Here is a 14,874-nt window from a genome sequence, read left to right on the forward strand (position 1 = left end):
CCCACAACCAGGTACAGATGGGAAATATGATCTCAGTAGCAAAAACAATTGTTGAAAGCTCCGAGCTGTCAACTACCTATGCCACCAATGGCGATATCAGCTTGAATGCCGCCAGCCAGGTAAAACTGCGCAGCACAGAGAAAATTATTTATGACAAGTATAAGGCGCCGCCAGCAAAAGAGAAGGAACTGAAAAAGTTCCTGGTACACTTCAGGCGGCCGGCGGGTTACAAAGGGGAATATGGGTTCGACTGGCTCCGGGACGAATATATCTATCCCCTTATTTACATTGAACGCGATAATAATAACCAGCCGTGTAACAGCACAGTACCACTGGTTAGCGACGTAGCCGCCGCAAAAAGCGAATACCTGAAAGACGTAAAGAACCCGGTGAAGCCATACGGCGTTGACTATTACCCCGCCTGGTTGTCACTTTTTCCTTATACTACTTCACAACAGTTTAAATACGGTTCTTCCATGAATAAAGATGGCGCCCGGCTGGACCTTGAACTGGAAGAGATAGAGGAAGTAGTCAGCGATGGTACCGAGATTATCTTCGAATCAAAAAATCCTAACCTGAAAATAACCCCGCAGAAAATAAATATCGCTGCATTAATGGGAAGCGGCCAGCAAACGCGCTTCCGGCCAGGCGGCGTAAAAGTTAAGTACTATACGTTGAAAGGCGCCGTGAATGTAGTAAATGCCAATGCTCCGCTGCAACAGCATGAAGAAATAAAAGTGTTTGCAAAACTGGGCAATAAGAAGGAAGAAGTGGGCAAGCTGATGGTGTATAATAATCACGTCATTCCCAAAATGGAGCTGATACTGGTGAAGGTAGGCACACAGGCAAACAGTCTTCCTGCTATTGATCAGCAAATGGTAAAGGACATAGAGTACCAGTTTAAAAGAGGTTCATATAACCAGGCGCTCATCCGCGCCGAAATTAAAACCGACACCATTTTTGAAACCGGCGTACTCCCTTTAACCGACCATGACGTTACCAGCTATTGGAATAATGTTCTTGGCGGAGCAGCAGCCTTCAATGAGCAACAGTTTCTGGAGGAAGTGATGAAGCTGTATGAAAAATACGGGCAGCACAAACCCAATGGCGGCCGCATTAACGCCGATGCCAACAAACGCACCTATATATTCCTCACGGATTTACCCGCCGATTTTAACGGCATCGCTGCTGCCGCCGACGGAGACGTTATAAAGGAATTTGTATGGGGAAATGCCTTCGTTGTATTTCTGAAAGGGCTCAATCAACGGCGTACCCTGTTGCATGAAGCGGGGCATTCGCTGGGCTTGCAGCATACTTTCAGTGCCGGGCAGCCTATGGCCGGACTAAAACCGCCGCCCTATACTTTTTACCAGGGCCATACCGACAACATCATGGATTATACCTGGCAAACAAACGGTAATCTGAATCCACACAATGCTAAAGATAATATGCGGTCCTTTTTTAAGTTCCAGTGGGACATCATGAGACAGGACCGGAGTTTAATTTTAAATTACTAGTATGCGCGGCAGTTTGATTACGCTTTTATTGATGCTAATGGTAATGGATATACTACCGGCACAAACAAAACCCGGAACCGGTGCAGTAGCCTGGGTACACTTCGGTGTTTTTTCCACCGGCATCCGGGTGAAATACCGCGTTACGCCTGAAGTACTGGAGCGATACTGGCTGGATACCACTGGCGTAAAAATAGATTCGTCCGTGCAAACATTATCCTCCGGTCAATGGCAGCGAAGCCGTTTTGTGCTGGATTCCATCCCATCACTGTTGTTAACCGCCGGTACTACTACTCATAGCTGGGGTTGCCTGTATTGCGGAGAGCAGCCGGTGGTAATAGTGGAAGTTGGGTTTAAAGATAAAAGGTCGCCTATGTCGTACCAGATAGATGCCGACACCGGCCGCATCCCGGCAGCTATCAGGCATTACGTGGGAAACCTAAAAAAAGAGGTATCGCAACTGATTACTGAAGGGAATAAAAAAAAGTAGCCATACCGATATGAGTAATCGTTCTTTCCGGTTTAACCCGGTACATCTCAGCAGAACTTACGGCGTAACCTATATTATTCAATCGGCCGGCAGGGAACAAGCGATCAGTTGTGAGATAACGGTAAGCTGCTCCAAAAGATTACCCGGTAATATGTTCCTGTTTGAAATCAATAAAGGGCAGGTATACATTAACGATCAGGCGCCGGAAAAAATGATTGATAAGCTCGCGGAGCAATGTGGGAAAGTATTGTATCCCTTGCAGATAAAGGTGAGCGAAGCCGGGCAATTTACCGGCATCGCCAACCAGTTACAAATTGCTGCTGCCTGGGCTGCCGCCAAACCGGGCATTCAACAGTATTATACCGGCGATATTACAGACGAAATAATAGCATATATGGACCTGGCAGTAAGCAGCGAAGCACATATTTACCGGTCGTTGTGCCGCGATTGGTTTATGGCCCTTTATTTTGCCGACCTGTATCAGCCAGGCAGCGATATCATGAAACGCCAGCTTACTGCGGCATTGCCGGTAATGCCTTATACCGCGCCCGTGCTGTTTAACGTTACGCAGCAACCCATACAGCACAATACCGCCAGCGGCAGTTTGGTGCTCCAGCAGAAAGGTAGTTGCAGTGACCCGCGTAGTGCGGAAGACATTTCCGCGGAAAAAGAAATTCCCTTGTCCCGGCAGTTACACGGTATTCACACACCCGCAAAAGGGCAGGTGGATATCACTTATAAATTATACCAGACAGATTATTCGATCAATGCCATCACAGGAGAATGCAGTTTGCAGCTTGTACCTGGCCAGGATAAAAAAGTAACATTTACGATCTATCATTTGCGGGAAAAAGATAAAACGCAGGCGCCGGCAATGTCAGTGCTGTTGCCGGAAAAGGAGTTACCGGGGAAGAAGAAAAGTATTTTTTCCTTCTTTTTCAACCGCAGGGAAAATTAAAAAGATATGAGCGAAAAACATCTGGTTTGTCAGGGCGCCGTTTGTAAGTGCCAGTTTGGTACAGCCCCCGATAAACTGAAAGTGAAGAGTCAGCAGGTGCATTATATCAACGACAAAGACGGTGCAGAGAAACCGTTGGGGAATACCAAAGATATTGGTCAGCCTTTTGAAGCCAATACCTTTGGTAGTTGCAGTAAAAAGAATAATACTCCCTGTACGCCGTCAGTTACGGCCTGGAGCGGTTTTTATGATAAAGTGGTATTACCGGGAGATGCTTATATTTTGCTGGAAGATAGTAAGGCGACCTGCGCCACCGGTGGAAAAGATTGTATCGCTATCACCTTTCACGGGCAAACAGCCGATATGACAAAAAAGGATGCGGAGAAAGCTGACAAGGAAGTACAAACACACCTGAATCCCATGATGGATGTACAGAAAGTAGAAGAAGATTTATTTCTGATCCGGTTTCCACAGGGACAGCCGTTTTAAAAATAGTTGCCATGTCTGATAATAAAAAGCTGGTAGTCACCATCCCGGCAGCGAAAGGATCGGTAGATGTAAAAACTTCCACCGCCGTATTAAACGAGGCCGGAACAGTGCGGGCAGAAATGAAACGCATTACCACGATGGTGGAAAAACTGCCGGTGCCTGCCAAGATCAGCGTTCCCATGAAAATGCCGGAAGGTGATAAAACCCCTTACCGCTGGATCTGGTCGATGTTGCGCACACTTACATTTAAGAAAACGGATGTGAACGAAGCACTGAACGGGCCGGTGGTGCATCCCAATTTCCCGAAGATAGTGGAAGGTGGCGGACTTGGTTGGCTGGAGCCTTTTCTCGACGGACATGAACCTACCAATTCAGCGGCGCATGGCTACTTTATTGCTGCGCGCGGGAAGCCGGCGATTATGTCCGCCGAGTGGCGGGAGTTTACACCCAATAATGACGGTAAAATTATCACCGGCAGCACTAAAAAATTCAGGGAAAGTGTGCAGCTTCATATTTACACCCGCGCCCTGTACGGGCAGGAACTACGGATTTTCCTGATGGATAATGATACCGCTACAGCAGATGATGATCTGCCGCCATGGGAGCGGGTTGCTGGAGAAGCACAGAAGGAGCCGGGGAAAGAAACCCCTGATGATGCCATCAAATATTTCACCCGGCAGGTGAAAATAATGCCCATGCTGTCGGATGAAACCAGTCGTGGGGAAACGTTGCAGACAAGTGATTTTGTAATAAAAGATAAGTCAGGGAAAGAGATGAAGGTGGCCGCCGGCTCCATCACCTACCAGAACTTCGTGCAAAAAATAGTGATAGACGTTTTCCTGGATGACCTCTGGAAGCCCGGTGCAGGCGAAGTACTGGAAATATATCCCATCGTAAAAACACGCGATGGCAAGCTCTCTAAAACATTGTCGAAGTGCTTCCTTAATGTAAAGGAAGATCCCAAAGTAAAAGAATCTCCCCTGATGTATGGCGGTAATAAGCCGGTGCTGGCAGGAGATATTCCTACCAATACGCGCAAGTTCCAGCCTTGTAAGTATGGCATGATCACCGTGGAAGACAAAGACGGCACACAAACCATCTTTGATGAAAATGTACTGGACTTTCAGCCACCGGAAAACCTCACCTATAACATAGTGGCAGGAAGCGAAACCGCGAAGAAAACCATCAAACTCAGCGTGCAAAGCCTGGTGACGCATGAAGATGAATGTACAGCGTCGCCGAAGCATAAGGACCATGTAATAGACCTGAGCAGCTTTGGCGCCAAAGGATATAAGAAAGAAGACGTGAAGGCCGGTGTGAAACGGGAAAAAGAAAAAGAGAGTGCCGCCAAGGGGAAATTTGAAATAAAGGCCAATAACTATAAGTTTAAAAGAGATACCAACGCTTCTTTTTCCGGTGTGATAAAGGTATCGGATGAAGAACTGGAATTTGATGCGCAGTACAAGTATAATTTCTTTGATGAAAACAATCATGTGCTTTTTGAGCGGATCCTGGGCTATTTGTGGATTCCTGCGGCACAAGCCGACCATTTCCCGGTAACTATACAAACCTGTCGCTGGAAACATATTATCGACTTTGCGGTGTATCCCGATATAAAGTGGACAGCAGCCCTGGCGTTTAACATGGACAAAGCCGATTTTGATGCGCTGAAAACCAAATTCGCGGAAGCAAATAATGGTAAAGGAATAAAGAATGCTTTGCAGCGGTTTACCATGAACCGGCTGGAAGGCGTGGAAAAGATCGGGGAGGCTGCGAAAGGCCGCTGGAGCAAGCCCACACCTACGCTGGACCGCCACAATGAAGAGTTAGGTACTGAATTGGGTGAAATGTTTGCACTGCCAAAAGATAAAAAGGCGGCGCCAACCCCGGTGAAATCGAAAGGTAAGTTTGCAGAGCTGGTGGAGCTGCTGAAAGAATTCGATTTCTCCATCAAGGTGGAATGGAATAATGATACCGAGAGCGTGGATCCTATTGAGGATATGATTGCCAAATATTACAATGTACTGAAGGCCGGATGGAACCTGGTAAAGGAGTTCAGGAATATTATTCATGGCAACCATACCAATAAAGCGGATACTTCCGGCGACGACGGGAAAGATCCCGACGAGTTTATCAATAAAAACAAAGGGAACCCCGATAAAAATATCCAGGGGCTTATTCAGCGGATGCAGCGCAAGCCATTTGATTATGAGCTGCAGTTTCCAAAGCTGGGGCTGGCTGCTTCGTGGTACTATGAAACCATGCCGCCACAAAAAGGCGACAGCAAGTTGTGGGGCGCGGGCAAAACTGTGCTGGTAAAGCTGGATGCCAAACCGTTGGTAGGGATCGACCTGAAGTGGGATTTCCTGGAACTGCTTTGCCGCCGGCACCCCATTGCCTATGCCATCTTAAAGGCCGTAGACGCGTTGCTGTACATATGTGCGGACGACGACAGTAAAGTGGATATCAGTGTAACCCTCTCCGGTAAAATAGACCTGGAAGCCACCTTTAAACACAACACGGTGGGAGGGAATGTATTCACCCGGACAGCCGGTGCATCAGAAAAGAAGGAAGACCTGATAAAGGGAGGGGCAGCAGTGTCAGTGAAGCTGGAATGTAAACTGTATCTGAGTAAAACGGCCACCGCATTCAAGGTAAAAGTAGTAGTGGCGCTGGGAATAGGACTGGAAGGAAGTTCCGGCCTGGGATTGCAGGCCAGGATTGGTTCTGATGACGCGGGATTATTTGTAGGATTTGATTTGATTTTTGAAGGCATAAAAATTGAAGGGTATGTGGAGGCAAAGGTGAACGTAGGGGAAAAAACAAAAGAGGTAAAGAAGAAGAAAGGCGCCCCGGAGAAACCGGCCGAGTACAATAAACTGGTAGAAGCCAATCCCAAAGCGTCTTTTGAAATCGGTATCGATGAGAAAAAGATCTCTTTGAAAAAAATATACTTAACAAAAAAAGAATCGGACGGATGAGCAAACCAGCAATCATCATCTCATTAATTTTACTGATCGGCCTGCATAGCTGCGGGCAGGGAACAAATGCAAAAAAAGAAAGCATGAATCAGGGCATAAAGGAAAAATATCTGAACAGTTATAAACTGGTAAAAAAATACGACTATAATCCGCGTTTTATCCTGGATTTTAACAGCTACAATTGTACCTATGAAATACTGGTTAACGATATGCCCGCCTATTCGGACTTTGGCGGCGGGAACCAGGGCGGTGCTGTATGGCCAATATCTCCCAATATCCTGAAAAGCGGTAAGCAAACCATTACTATCAGGGTATTCCCAAAAGTAGATGACGATGATAAAATGGAACCGTTTTTACTGGCAAAAAACTGCGGCCTGGAAGTAAAGGTGCTGTATGGCGATGAAGAAAAAGAAAAGCCTAAAGAATACAAACAACTCTTTTATTATAAAATGCCGGAGATAAAACTTGATAATGTACCCTACCTCGAATTTAAAGGCGCCTTTGAGGCTTCTACCCCTTACCAGCTGAAGGGATGGAGCCAGAGCCAGGATCTGCGGAAAGAAGATAAAACGCAGCTCACAAAAGAAGTGCTGGCCTTTTACAACCAGTACCGCAAACTGATGGCAGATGGTAACATGAATGCCGTGGCGGAGCTGATCTACAACCGGGAACTGGAAACAGAACAGGCTTATTTTCAGAACAAGCCTGCTGATGCAGCAGAAACCTGGAACCGGTTTGACCAGATCAAGGCTTATCACCTGGAGATGCTGCCATTGGAGCATTATGAACTGCGCTTTTTTGGCGACGGCAGGGTAGTGGGATTGATCCGCACGGATGATGAACTGAGGGGAGAATCGGCCCTGGCTGGCATTACCGACAATAAGTATAAGATATATAACCTGTTACTGCATAAGCCCGCAGGGAGTGACCAGTTGCAGGTAATCAGGTAACACACCTGATTTATGGCAAAGGGAACAGCATAGCCGCTATGTTGTTCCCTTTTTATTTTACCATATATTTTAAAATCAACATATTTTTATTAACTTTTCACTCAAACATCTGAACGTTATGAACCTGCGATTACCCGCCATTATTGGTATTATTGGATGGACCGTTGTTTCCTGCGGAGAAGCAAAGGCACCGGAAGCCGCTACAGCGTTATCTTTAATAGGTACCTGGAAATTAGCATACAGTAAGATGATTAAGAACGGAGATACCACTGATACGTATCCCGTAAAAGGTCAGGAGATGATCAAAATGTTTAATGGCAGTCATTTTGCTTTTTTCAAGCATGATGTTTCGAAAGGAAGCGACAGCAGCACTGCTGTTTTCGATTCCGGTGCAGGTACTTATGAGTTAACAGGCGATAAATACGAGGAGCACTTGCAGTATTGCAGCTACCGCCCCTGGGAAGACATGCATTTCACTTTCACACTTAGCTTACAGCATGATACGCTGATTCAGCGGGGTATAGAAAAGATTGATAGCCTCAACGTTAACCAGGAAATCCTGGAAGCGTATATCCGTGTACGTTAAGTTATTTTACCATGAGCAGCAATATTCCCTTTCAAGCTATCGATTGGTCATTAATTCCGAAAACAGTCCACCCGGGAGAAAACGGTACCGCGTGGTGGCAAACATTGCAGTTCCCCGGGCTCCGGATAAGAATGGTGGAGTATTCTCCTGGTTATCTGGCTGATCATTGGTGCAGAAAAGGGCATATTGTACATTGCCTGCAAGGTGCTTTTGTAAGCGAGTTGCAGAGTGGTGAAAACTTTGAATTATCTGAAGGCATGAGTTATGTGGTGACAGATGATCTGAGTAGTCACCGTTCAGTTTCAACAACTGGTGTTAAACTCCTGATCATAGACGGTGATTTTCTGAAGTTATCCGTATAATTCCTCTCTTATTTCTCTTCTTCTTTCCGGCCGGTTAATCCGTCCTTCCGGGTGCTATTGCTACGCCCGTTAAGCCCTCCCTCACACCTCACCCATGGAAATTACATTGTGCTTTTAACTAATGTTTGTTTTTCCTTGCCAGGCAGCCATGGTATTGAATCTTACCACTTCTAAAACATTCGTGCTTAACAATGGATTAACCAGTCGGGATGTTTTATAACGTTACTTTTATTCCAGATTTAGAAAAAAGGAATGCAAAATAAACCACTTTTAACCACCGTAGTAAACCATTAAAAAGCTTGATTTTCTAACACCTGTATTGTCAATAAAAGTCGAAATATTTTTCCTAAACCAGTCTCTCAAAAAGGAAATGAGAATGCAACATAACAACCAAGATGCCGTCCTGCTGGAACTGCTTAAAGATGGTAGTACCGAAGCATTTACAATTGTGTACAAAAAATATAGCCGCATCCTGCTACTGCTGGCTATAGATATGCTAAAGGACGAAGAAAAAGCAAAAGATGTTCTCCAGGAATTTTTTCTGGACTTCTGGCAGAAGAAATTGTTCCTGAAGATTGATGCTAATTACCAGAACCGGGACAGTTCCTGTATTATGAAAAGTTATCTGTATGCCAGCATACGGAACCGCTGTCTCAACAAAATTACGCGGGAAAGGAAATTTTCCTGTGTTATTCCGGATGAAGCTTTTGTACCGAGCGATCCGTTGGAAAGCGAAGAAATTTACTGCCAGGTGAATATCGCACTGAAGAAAAAAGTACCGCCTAAATCCTCTACGGCTTTCCGTTTAAGACACTATGATCAGAAAAGCCATAAAGAAATAGCGGAAGAGATGAACACCAGCATTCAAACGGTGAAAAACCAGATTGGTACTGCTGTAAAGATTTTACGCGGTTATTTTACACCTGCCCACCTGTAATCCGGGAAACCTTACTTTAAACAATTTGACGGTTGTTGCCCACCGCCCTTCAATGGGTAGTGGCAGGGATTTGCTTTATATGGTCATCCTGGTGGACCTTTTTGAGTCCGCCAGGGATCTAATGGCTTTTGAAGAATGATAAGCGTGGCTATCCTTGGTGGTGGCGTATTTTGCGTTGATGCACCCCGCCAGCCAACCGGTTGCCGCTGTGCATAAATAATTATTTCCCGATTGCGTAAATCGTTTTCCCGATACAATAGATAATTTGGCCTTTTCTCAATGCACCTTTGCATCGTAAAACGATAAGACCAACATGACAAGGGCATACCTGTTTCTAACATTTTTTCTACTTCCATTTACCTTAATATACGCCGGCGTGCCGGACGAAGGAGCCAACAATACCATTCAGGGCATTATTACCACATCAGACGGTCACCCGGCTACCAACGTAACCGTTATCCTGAAAGGCATTTCAAAAGGAATGATCACCAACCAGAGCGGCGAATTCCTCTTCAAAAATATTCCGGACGGCAACTACGAGCTGGAAGTATCTATGATCGGATTTGAAACCATCAGGAGAACCGTTGCTGTAGTAAACGGCAAAAGTGTACTCCTGCAAATAGAACTGAAAACATCTTCCCAAAACCTCGAAGAAGTGGTAGTAGCCACCGGGGGAAACCGCTTTGCCAAAAAGGAAAGCGAAGATGTATCCAAACTGCCGTTAAAAAACCTCGAAAATCCACAGGTTTACAGCGTTGTAGGGAAGGAACTGATGAAAGAGCAACTGGTAACAGATTATAACAGCGCCTTCAAAAATATACCGGGAGCAGGTATCCCCATCGTATACAACCAGGGAAGAAGCTCCGCCACTTCAAGAGGCTTCACCACCGCCAACCTGGTACGTAACGGCGTAGGCAGTTTTGTATATACTAATGTAGACCCGGCTAACCTGGAACGCATAGAAGTGATCAAAGGCCCCTCCGCCACACTATTTGGCAGCACCCTCTCTTCTTTTGGCGGCCTATTTAACCGGGTTACCAAAAAGCCATTCGACAGCTTCAAAGGAGAAGTATCTTACTCCGGCGGCAGCTGGGACCTGAACCGTCTCACACTGGATATCAATACCCCGGTAAATGAAGAGAAAACAGCACTGTTCCGCTTCAACGGCGCTATCCATAGCGAACGTAGCTTCCAGGACGCCGGCTTCAGCAAAAACTATTTGCTGGCGCCCAGCTTCTCCTATAAAGTAAACGACCGGCTCACCATTTTACTGGATGTGGAAATGAGCGGCTACAAAGCTACCTCCCCGATGAGAGTAGCCCCCTACACCAAAGGGAAAGCACGCAGCGTAGAAGAACTGGGTATGCCCTACAAACTCTCCTATGCCAACAATACCATGAGCTATAACAGTCAGCAGCTGAATGTTTTTGGACAGATCAAATATAAACTGTCCGGCAACTGGACCTCGCAAACCGTATTTTCCCGTACCCGCTCCAGCTCCGACGGATTCACCACGCAGCTGAATATATTAAGCGACAGCACGCTCCGGCAGGCAGTTACCTCGCAAACCTACCCTTACTATGGTACAGATATCCAGCAAAACTTTATAGGCGATTTCCGTATCGGTAAAATGCGTAACCGGTTGGTGATAGGCGTAGATTTTTATAGCCTGCGCGCCTCCCGGAATGATACTATCGTGAATATGCCGGCCATTAATTACAGAACTCCCGGCGATGCGTACTACAATTTCAATAAGGATAACGTAACACCGCTGTTTGCAAAACTTAAATTCCTGGCGTTCGACAGTAACCGTGAAAACACTTACAGCGCTTATTTCTCAGACGTTATTAATATCACAGAGCAGCTGCTGGTGATGGCAAGCTTAAGGCTGGATAATTATCACAATCTCGGCGCCTATTATCCCAGTAAAGATCTTACAGTAGGTAATTACACGCAAACGGCCCTATCACCCAAATTCGGGGTGGTATACCAGGTAATTAAAGACCGGTTTTCCCTGTTTGCCAACTACATGAACGGATTCCAGAACCAGTCAGGTACCGATTACAATGGCAACACTTTTAAACCACAACAGGCCAACCAGATAGAAGGAGGTATTAAAGCAGATCTTTTCAATGAGAAATTAAACGCCACGCTCAGCTACTACGATATTTCTGTTACTAACTCCGTATACGATGATCCCGCTCACAGCGGATTTTCTCTCCAGGATGGAACCCAGCTCAGCAAAGGCTTTGAAGCCGAAGTAATTGCCAACCCGGTTCCCGGGTTAAATATCATTGCGGGCTATGCTTATAATGAAAGTAAAATGGATAAGGCGGATGCCAAATTCCAGGGACTGCGGCCATCTTCAGCGGGGCCAGCCACCACGGCCAACCTGTGGGTGAGCTACCGCCTGGTGCGGGGCACTGCGAAAGGACTTGGTTTCGCTTTTGGAGGCAACTATGGCAGCCAGTCGTTTCAAACCAACACCAATGCCTTCGCATTTACCATACCTTCCTATACCGTGTTGGATGCATCCCTGTTTTACGACAAACCCGTTTACCGGATAGGCCTGAAAGTAGATAATATTACCAACGGAAAATATTGGTCGAACCGCCTGGCAGCACAAAACCCCACAAGGGTAACCGCTAACCTCACCATTAAGTTTTAAGCAACAACTGCAGGAGAGGTGGTCTCTCCTGCAGTTGCCGGAAGAAAGCGCCCCGGTATCATGATAATTACCACCAGCAATCACCCGCTCTCCAATGTTAAGTATATATTTCCTGTAACTTTTCCTTGTTCCCCCCGTTTAACAGGTAACCTTGTTTCGAAGAAAACACTGTAGAATTTCATCCCCTAAATAAATATCAATGAAACTGCCAAAATCATTACTCGGCGCCATCCTGATCGGTATCACCGTTCAAACAACCAGTTCCTGTAACAAGGATAAACCGGTTAAACCAAAAGAAAAGAAAGAAGAAGTGAAAAAGCCATATGGTGAAAATGGTTGTCCTGGCTGCGGAATGGGCTGATTCTCTCGTTACACTTAAACTTAATTCCAAAAGGTGCCGGAAATTTTATCAGCAGCCGCCTGCAACCTGGACGCCAACATACTGGCCGCATGTCTTCCGCTAATGGAAGAGTCACGACTGGAAGCCATTGAATGGTCGTTCGATGCCTTGTTTAAAGTGCAACAGATCCCATCCTGGTTTCTTGAATTGCTGACTGCCTACAGCAATGAGCAACGACTCATTGGGCATGGCGTATTCTTTTCCCTTTTTTCCGGAAAGTGGCGCCAGGAACAGGCCGATTGGCTGAAACAATTGAAAAAGGTCAGGGAGGAATTCCGGTTTGATCACGTGACGGAACATTTTGGCTTCATGACAGGGAAAGACTTTCATCACGGCGCTCCGCTGAATATTCCCTATACGAAAACCACACTCGACATTGGGAAAGACAGATTGAAGCGGATCTATGAAGCATGTGAATGCCCGGTAGGACTGGAGAACCTGGCCTTTTCCTATTCCCTGGATGAGGTAAAACGTCAAGGCGCCTTTTTGGAACAGCTCCTCGAACCTGTAAATGGTTTTATCATCCTCGATCTGCATAATCTCTATTGCCAGATCCACAATTTTAATATTCCATTCGAAGAAATACTCGCAGGCTACCCGTTGGATAAAGTACGGGAAATACATATTTCCGGCGGCAGCTGGGAAGATGCTCCCAATAGCCCGGTGAAGAGAATCAGGAGGGATACACATGATGATGCCGTTCCGGCAGAAGTATTTCATCTACTGGAAAACACGATAGCCCGTTGCCCCCATCTTAAATATGTTGTACTCGAACAACTTGGAAATGCCCTTACCACCAGTGAAAGCAGGATTACTTTTTACAATGATTTTGGAAAGATGGAAAGTATTGTGAAGAAGAAAAGCACACCCGGTATATCATCTTACCATCCCTTTTTACCATCATCCCCGGTAATTACAGGTAACATCATTGAAGATGAAGTGCTGTACCATCAGCAGCTGGAACTTTCTGCTATACTGGAATCAGCAGCCTCCTGCCAGGAGGCTATTCACTCGCTCTCCCGCTCTTCCCTTGCACATACCGCCTGGCAAATTGAAAGCTGGGAACCTTATATGATAGATACCGCCATACAGATTGCACAAAAATGGAAGAAATAGCCGCTGTGCCCCTGTTCACAATTGAACAATAAATTGTACTGAAACTGAACAAAGTGCTTAATTTCATGTGTATAATTTATTGTTATTAAGAGGATTGAGAACTGGTATATTCTTTCCTGCGATGCGAATGGTCAAAGATTTTAAACTTCATGTTTAGCAACTATTTTAAAATAGCGTGGCGGAATCTGATCCGGAATAGAGCCTTCTCGGTTATTAATATCCTTGGGCTCACCATAGGTTTAACCTGCAGCCTGCTGATATTATTATGGGTTTGGGATGAACGCAGCGTAGATAATTTCCATGAGCAGGGTAACCGGCTTTACCTCGTATATGAACGCCAGTTTGTAGATAAAGAGGTATTTGCAGGTTATAAAACACCAGGTATGCTGGCTAACGAAATGAAGCGCACCATTCCGGAAATTGAGTACGCGTCAAATTTTTCGTGGATAGATGATAGCCCCGACCGGCTTACGTTTGAGAATAACAGTAAAATAATAAAGTTTGATGCCTGTTATGCAGATACCGACTATTTTAAAATGATGAGCTATCCCTTACTACAGGGTAATCCGGCTACTGCACTCAGTACACCCGGAAGCCTGTGTGTATCGGAAAAAATGGCCAAAGCGTTTTTTGGAAGCGCCGATGTTGCCTTAGGAAAAACACTTCGCTATGACAACCGGAAAGACCTGACAATAACCGGCGTGTTCAAAGACCTGCCGGAAAATGTTTCCGCAAAGTTTGATTGTCTCATTGACTGGTCCACCTTCCTGCAGGAAAACAGCTGGGCAAAAGACTGGGGCAATGTGGGGCCTAATACAATCGTTCTCCTGCGCAAAGATGCCAATCCCCAACAGGTGGCGGCAAAGATTAAACAATTACTGGCCAGGTATAATAATACCAGCCATCACCGCGTGGAGCTGGAGTTACAACGTTATGGCGACAGCTATCTGAATGCAAATTTTAAAGCGGGCTATTTATCGGGAGGCAGGATAGAGTATGTAAGACTATTCAGCATAGTGGCTGTTTTCATTTTATTGATTGCCTGCGTCAATTTCATGAACCTTACTACTGCCCGATCTGCAAAGCGCGCCAAAGAAATTGGTATCCGTAAAGTGGCCGGCGCAGCGAGGTCTGTGCTGGTTCGGCAGTTTCTGAGTGAGGCCATGCTGATCACCGGGTTGTCGGTGTTACTGGCGTTGGCGCTTGTTTATGTGCTGTTGCCTGTTTTCAACCAGCTTACCAGTAAGCAGATCGTCTTTCCTGCCTCAAATATTTATTTCTGGTGCAGCCTGGCAGGTTTAACGATCGTCACCGGGCTTGCCGCCGGCAGCTATCCTGCCATTTTTCTGTCTTCTTTCCGCCCTCTAACAGTTTTAAAAGGAACGCTGAGATTCGGCAATAGCAATTATTAGTTTACGGAAAG

At 45.8% G+C, this 14,874-nt stretch carries 13 protein-coding genes; all 13 read left to right on the forward strand.

The genetic code is table 11. The annotated features are described in order from the left end of the window. Nucleotides 1-17 precede the first annotated feature (17 nt). The 13 genes from QFZ48_RS15110 to QFZ48_RS15170 all read left to right on the forward strand — a co-directional run bounded on the left by QFZ48_RS15110 (nucleotide 18) and on the right by QFZ48_RS15170 (nucleotide 14,863). Complete coding sequence (locus QFZ48_RS15110; protein ID WP_429051321.1) at nucleotides 18-1,517, forward strand: zinc-dependent metalloprotease; 1,500 nt, start codon at nucleotides 18-20, stop codon at nucleotides 1,515-1,517. Between the two features lies 1 nt (nucleotide 1,518). Then, nucleotides 1,519-2,004, forward strand: a complete 486-nt coding sequence (locus QFZ48_RS15115) for a hypothetical protein (RefSeq protein ID WP_429062874.1) — start codon at nucleotides 1,519-1,521, stop codon at nucleotides 2,002-2,004. 10 nt (nucleotides 2,005-2,014) lie between these two features. Beyond that, the gene (locus QFZ48_RS15120) at nucleotides 2,015-2,962 is read left to right on the forward strand and encodes a hypothetical protein (RefSeq protein ID WP_429062875.1); all 948 of its coding nucleotides are present in this window, start codon (nucleotides 2,015-2,017) and stop codon (nucleotides 2,960-2,962) included. Between the two features lie 6 nt (nucleotides 2,963-2,968). Beyond that, a complete protein-coding gene (locus QFZ48_RS15125) occupies nucleotides 2,969-3,451 on the forward strand; it encodes a DUF4280 domain-containing protein (RefSeq protein ID WP_429051315.1) in 483 nt (160 codons plus the stop codon). A gap of 11 nt (nucleotides 3,452-3,462) precedes the next feature. Further along, the gene (locus QFZ48_RS15130) at nucleotides 3,463-6,432 is read left to right on the forward strand and encodes a hypothetical protein (RefSeq protein ID WP_429051313.1); all 2,970 of its coding nucleotides are present in this window, start codon (nucleotides 3,463-3,465) and stop codon (nucleotides 6,430-6,432) included. Next, nucleotides 6,429-7,382: a hypothetical protein gene (locus tag QFZ48_RS15135; RefSeq protein WP_429062877.1), complete on the forward strand. Its 954-nt coding sequence runs from the start codon at nucleotides 6,429-6,431 to the stop codon at nucleotides 7,380-7,382. Before QFZ48_RS15130 ends, QFZ48_RS15135 begins: the two co-directional genes overlap by 4 nt. A gap of 118 nt (nucleotides 7,383-7,500) precedes the next feature. Next, nucleotides 7,501-7,968 carry a hypothetical protein gene (locus QFZ48_RS15140; RefSeq protein ID WP_429062879.1) on the forward strand — a complete coding sequence of 156 codons (468 nt, stop codon included), beginning with the start codon at nucleotides 7,501-7,503 and terminating at the stop codon, nucleotides 7,966-7,968. A gap of 11 nt (nucleotides 7,969-7,979) precedes the next feature. Then, nucleotides 7,980-8,330, forward strand: a complete 351-nt coding sequence (locus tag QFZ48_RS15145; protein ID WP_429051304.1) for a DHCW motif cupin fold protein — start codon at nucleotides 7,980-7,982, stop codon at nucleotides 8,328-8,330. A gap of 376 nt (nucleotides 8,331-8,706) precedes the next feature. Beyond that, complete coding sequence (locus QFZ48_RS15150; protein ID WP_429051302.1) at nucleotides 8,707-9,267, forward strand: RNA polymerase sigma factor; 561 nt, start codon at nucleotides 8,707-8,709, stop codon at nucleotides 9,265-9,267. Nucleotides 9,268-9,643: 376 nt separating this feature from the next. Next, the gene (locus QFZ48_RS15155) at nucleotides 9,644-11,935 is read left to right on the forward strand and encodes a TonB-dependent siderophore receptor (RefSeq protein ID WP_429062881.1); all 2,292 of its coding nucleotides are present in this window, start codon (nucleotides 9,644-9,646) and stop codon (nucleotides 11,933-11,935) included. A 199-nt stretch (nucleotides 11,936-12,134) separates the two neighbouring features. Further along, the gene (locus QFZ48_RS15160) at nucleotides 12,135-12,296 is read left to right on the forward strand and encodes a chryseobasin-related MNIO class RiPP peptide (RefSeq protein ID WP_429051298.1); all 162 of its coding nucleotides are present in this window, start codon (nucleotides 12,135-12,137) and stop codon (nucleotides 12,294-12,296) included. Between the two features lie 33 nt (nucleotides 12,297-12,329). Next, the gene (locus QFZ48_RS15165) at nucleotides 12,330-13,451 is read left to right on the forward strand and encodes a multinuclear nonheme iron-dependent oxidase (RefSeq protein ID WP_429062883.1); all 1,122 of its coding nucleotides are present in this window, start codon (nucleotides 12,330-12,332) and stop codon (nucleotides 13,449-13,451) included. 149 nt (nucleotides 13,452-13,600) lie between these two features. Then, nucleotides 13,601-14,863, forward strand: a complete 1,263-nt coding sequence (locus QFZ48_RS15170; RefSeq protein WP_429062885.1) for an ABC transporter permease — start codon at nucleotides 13,601-13,603, stop codon at nucleotides 14,861-14,863. The last annotated feature ends 11 nt before the right edge of the window (nucleotides 14,864-14,874 follow it).

Origin of the sequence: Chitinophaga sp. W2I13, from assembly GCF_050434005.1 — a bacterium.
In the GTDB taxonomy this organism is placed as follows: domain Bacteria; phylum Bacteroidota; class Bacteroidia; order Chitinophagales; family Chitinophagaceae; genus Chitinophaga.

Excerpts from the sequence above, each read along its gene's own strand:
- QFZ48_RS15160 (WP_429051298.1), top strand. The coding sequence starts at position 12,135 with ATGAAACTGCCAAAATCATTACTCGGCGCCATCCTGATCGGTATCACC.
- QFZ48_RS15130 (WP_429051313.1), top strand. The coding sequence starts at position 3,463 with ATGTCTGATAATAAAAAGCTGGTAGTCACCATCCCGGCAGCGAAAGGA.
- QFZ48_RS15135 (WP_429062877.1), top strand. The coding sequence starts at position 6,429 with ATGAGCAAACCAGCAATCATCATCTCATTAATTTTACTGATCGGCCTG.
- QFZ48_RS15170 (WP_429062885.1), top strand. The coding sequence starts at position 13,601 with ATGTTTAGCAACTATTTTAAAATAGCGTGGCGGAATCTGATCCGGAAT.
- QFZ48_RS15120 (WP_429062875.1), top strand. The coding sequence starts at position 2,015 with ATGAGTAATCGTTCTTTCCGGTTTAACCCGGTACATCTCAGCAGAACT.
- QFZ48_RS15125 (WP_429051315.1), top strand. The coding sequence starts at position 2,969 with ATGAGCGAAAAACATCTGGTTTGTCAGGGCGCCGTTTGTAAGTGCCAG.
- QFZ48_RS15110 (WP_429051321.1), top strand. The coding sequence starts at position 18 with ATGGGAAATATGATCTCAGTAGCAAAAACAATTGTTGAAAGCTCCGAG.
- QFZ48_RS15115 (WP_429062874.1), top strand. The coding sequence starts at position 1,519 with ATGCGCGGCAGTTTGATTACGCTTTTATTGATGCTAATGGTAATGGAT.
- QFZ48_RS15140 (WP_429062879.1), top strand. The coding sequence starts at position 7,501 with ATGAACCTGCGATTACCCGCCATTATTGGTATTATTGGATGGACCGTT.
- QFZ48_RS15145 (WP_429051304.1), top strand. The coding sequence starts at position 7,980 with ATGAGCAGCAATATTCCCTTTCAAGCTATCGATTGGTCATTAATTCCG.
- QFZ48_RS15150 (WP_429051302.1), top strand. The coding sequence starts at position 8,707 with ATGCAACATAACAACCAAGATGCCGTCCTGCTGGAACTGCTTAAAGAT.